Genomic DNA, 2,316 nt, shown 5'->3' with positions numbered 1-2,316 from the left:
CTATAATACTCATCCCAATGGTACTTGAAGGTTATCAGCAATGCGTCAAATTCAACAGGAGTTAATCCTGTTGCTGCAAGTATCTGGCTATGGCGGTGGCGAATCTTGTCGTAATACATCAATTGAACTGTTTAGACCACAAAGATAAGTCAAAGAACGCTTTAATCAATTATTCAATATAAACTCTATTATATAGATGATTTTATAGCTATAATATAATTCTTTAGTTGTTCAATCTTTTGGCTCACTTCCTTTTGTAGATAAGGATTTTCTATATCTTTTGATATTTTATTGAATACCTCTTTTATATCATTTAGCTTGGTATTGATATCTGCTACTATTTCAGTATTGTTTTCCAGTTTTTTTGATGGAATAATTGAGATCTTGTCAACAGAAACTTTGAGTTGCTGTAAAGCATTATTTTTCCAATCGGATGCAACAGTTTCTAATATGTTTTCTATGTCATTCCAATACATGCTTAGAGAAATCAGTAGGACCTTTTTCTTCTGGGTAGCTTGCTTAATATCTTGATCCTGCTTTTGCATAAATCCCCCTCCTAGTTCAGTAATACCTAATAATACAATAAAAATAATGCTAACAGTTAACATGCCAATATACAGCACTTTATAGTCGCTTTCCTCTTCTATACATAAACTATATATACTAGTCCAAAGAAACAGAAAGATTGCATATATATTAAGAATACTTGTTGTGGCTGCACTCTTAAAAGTCAACCATTTGTCATTTGATAATATAGGAATGTTGGCTAGTAAAATGAGCTCTGCAATACATGTTGTAACGCTATTGATGTAAAACAGTTTGGAATGCTCGTCAAAAAGCAAATGATATATTGTAATAGTGCATACAAAAGTTATCAGTAACACTAAACTTGATATAATTTTATTTTTCATAATTATATTTTTATGATAATGATTCATTGATTTTGTTCTTCTGTCACATAGAGGGGGGAGGTGGAGGCGGTGTCATTAAAGATAATAATTGAGCTATTTCAGGTTCATTACTTGCCAATATCCACGCTTGCCCTCCTACTTTATATACATATGTTGTTGAAACAATCTCTTTTCTCTGTATCATTCCCTGTATAATATCAATTGAGAACGGTCCGGTTGTCTGACCATTTTGAGCTATATAGTAAGAGGGAAGTTGTGGCGCCTGAAGAGGTATTTGCGTGTTCTGTTTTACTATGTCTCCTACCATGTTACCAATATTATTTCCCATACCTAATCCCATACCGATTCCCATAAATGTTCCAGCTCCTTCATTGCCTGCTGCTGTTTGAGCTATATCAAGCTGTTTCTGTTGCAGATAATTGACACCCAATTTATTTAATTTTGCCTGTTCTGCTATACCTTCCATAACCGCTTGGTAGCCTTTGTCTGTCTCGTCGAAGTTTATATCTTCAATATTGAAGTTAAGAAGTTGTATTCCATATTCGTCAAAAGCCAATTGTAATTCTTTAGATACGGTTTTTGCGAGTGCCTTGTACTCACTACCAAGCTCATTAATATTCACCTCATTTTCTTTCATAAACTTGGCAACAGATACTTTAACCGCTTCTATCACATCACTTCTGAACTGTTCTTCAATAAGAACGGTGTCTGCAAAGCCGATTGTTCCAATCAGTTTTTTTTAAAATAATCCACCATCAGATATACGAACACCATATTGCCCTCTTGCAGACAGTTTAATTGGTATTTGGAAGTAAGGATCAACGACACGTAATCCGCCTATTCCCCAAAGCATATTCCTTTTATCCAGTTTACTGATAAACCAGACTTCTGCTGTAAAAGTTGTATCACCGCCACTTGGTAAATTAATCAGTTTCTCTAGAAGAGGAAGATTGGCAGAAGAAAGTGTATGTCTACCTGCCGTAAAAGAATCATATAAAGTTCCACTTTTAAAGAAGAATGCCTCCTGACTTTCGTTGACGGTCAATACACTTCCCAAAGTTACGTTGTTGAAAGGGAATTTGTAAACAAGTTCTTCTTGGTTATTCTGCTCCCAGTAAATTGATTTGATTATTGCCATACTATTTTATTTATAGATTATCATATACTGTTTTACGAAGTGTGAAAAAGAAATAGAGCCATGAGATAAAATTCAAAATAACTACCGCTAGAGTCATATCCTCATAAGGAAGTAATAGTAAAAAAAGCGGAATTGCTAAGAAAATAGTTCCTATCTCATATAAATGTTTAAAAGAAAGCTTGCTTAATGTACGCATTAATGAAAATGCTATTATATATAGAATGAGACTTATAATATTTAAAATACCCATAACAGTAATTTCTTTTA

General features: G+C 33.5%; 3 protein-coding genes and 1 pseudogene. All 4 read right to left on the bottom strand.

Annotated features, from left to right (window positions below; all coding sequences use genetic code 11):
• Positions 1 to 188 precede the first annotated feature (188 nt).
• Positions 189 to 911, bottom strand: a complete 723-nt coding sequence (locus tag BACFIN_RS05155) for a hypothetical protein (RefSeq protein WP_149924225.1) — start codon at positions 909 to 911, stop codon at positions 189 to 191.
• A 43-nt stretch (positions 912 to 954) separates the two neighbouring features.
• Positions 955 to 1,218: a DUF4339 domain-containing protein gene (locus BACFIN_RS23620; protein WP_262479235.1), complete on the bottom strand. Its 264-nt coding sequence runs from the start codon at positions 1,216 to 1,218 to the stop codon at positions 955 to 957.
• Between the two features lie 195 nt (positions 1,219 to 1,413).
• Positions 1,414 to 2,049: pseudogene (locus BACFIN_RS05165) on the bottom strand (SPFH domain-containing protein); the annotation flags it as partial.
• 10 nt (positions 2,050 to 2,059) lie between these two features.
• On the bottom strand, positions 2,060 to 2,316 hold a 257-nt coding region (locus tag BACFIN_RS23415), incomplete at its 5' end, for a hypothetical protein (protein WP_007756253.1).

Origin of the sequence: Bacteroides finegoldii DSM 17565, assembly GCF_000156195.1 — a bacterium.
In the GTDB taxonomy this organism is placed as follows: domain Bacteria; phylum Bacteroidota; class Bacteroidia; order Bacteroidales; family Bacteroidaceae; genus Bacteroides; species Bacteroides finegoldii.
The sequence above is the reverse complement of the archived record's forward strand: the minus strand, read 5'-3'. Positions and strand labels throughout refer to the sequence as shown.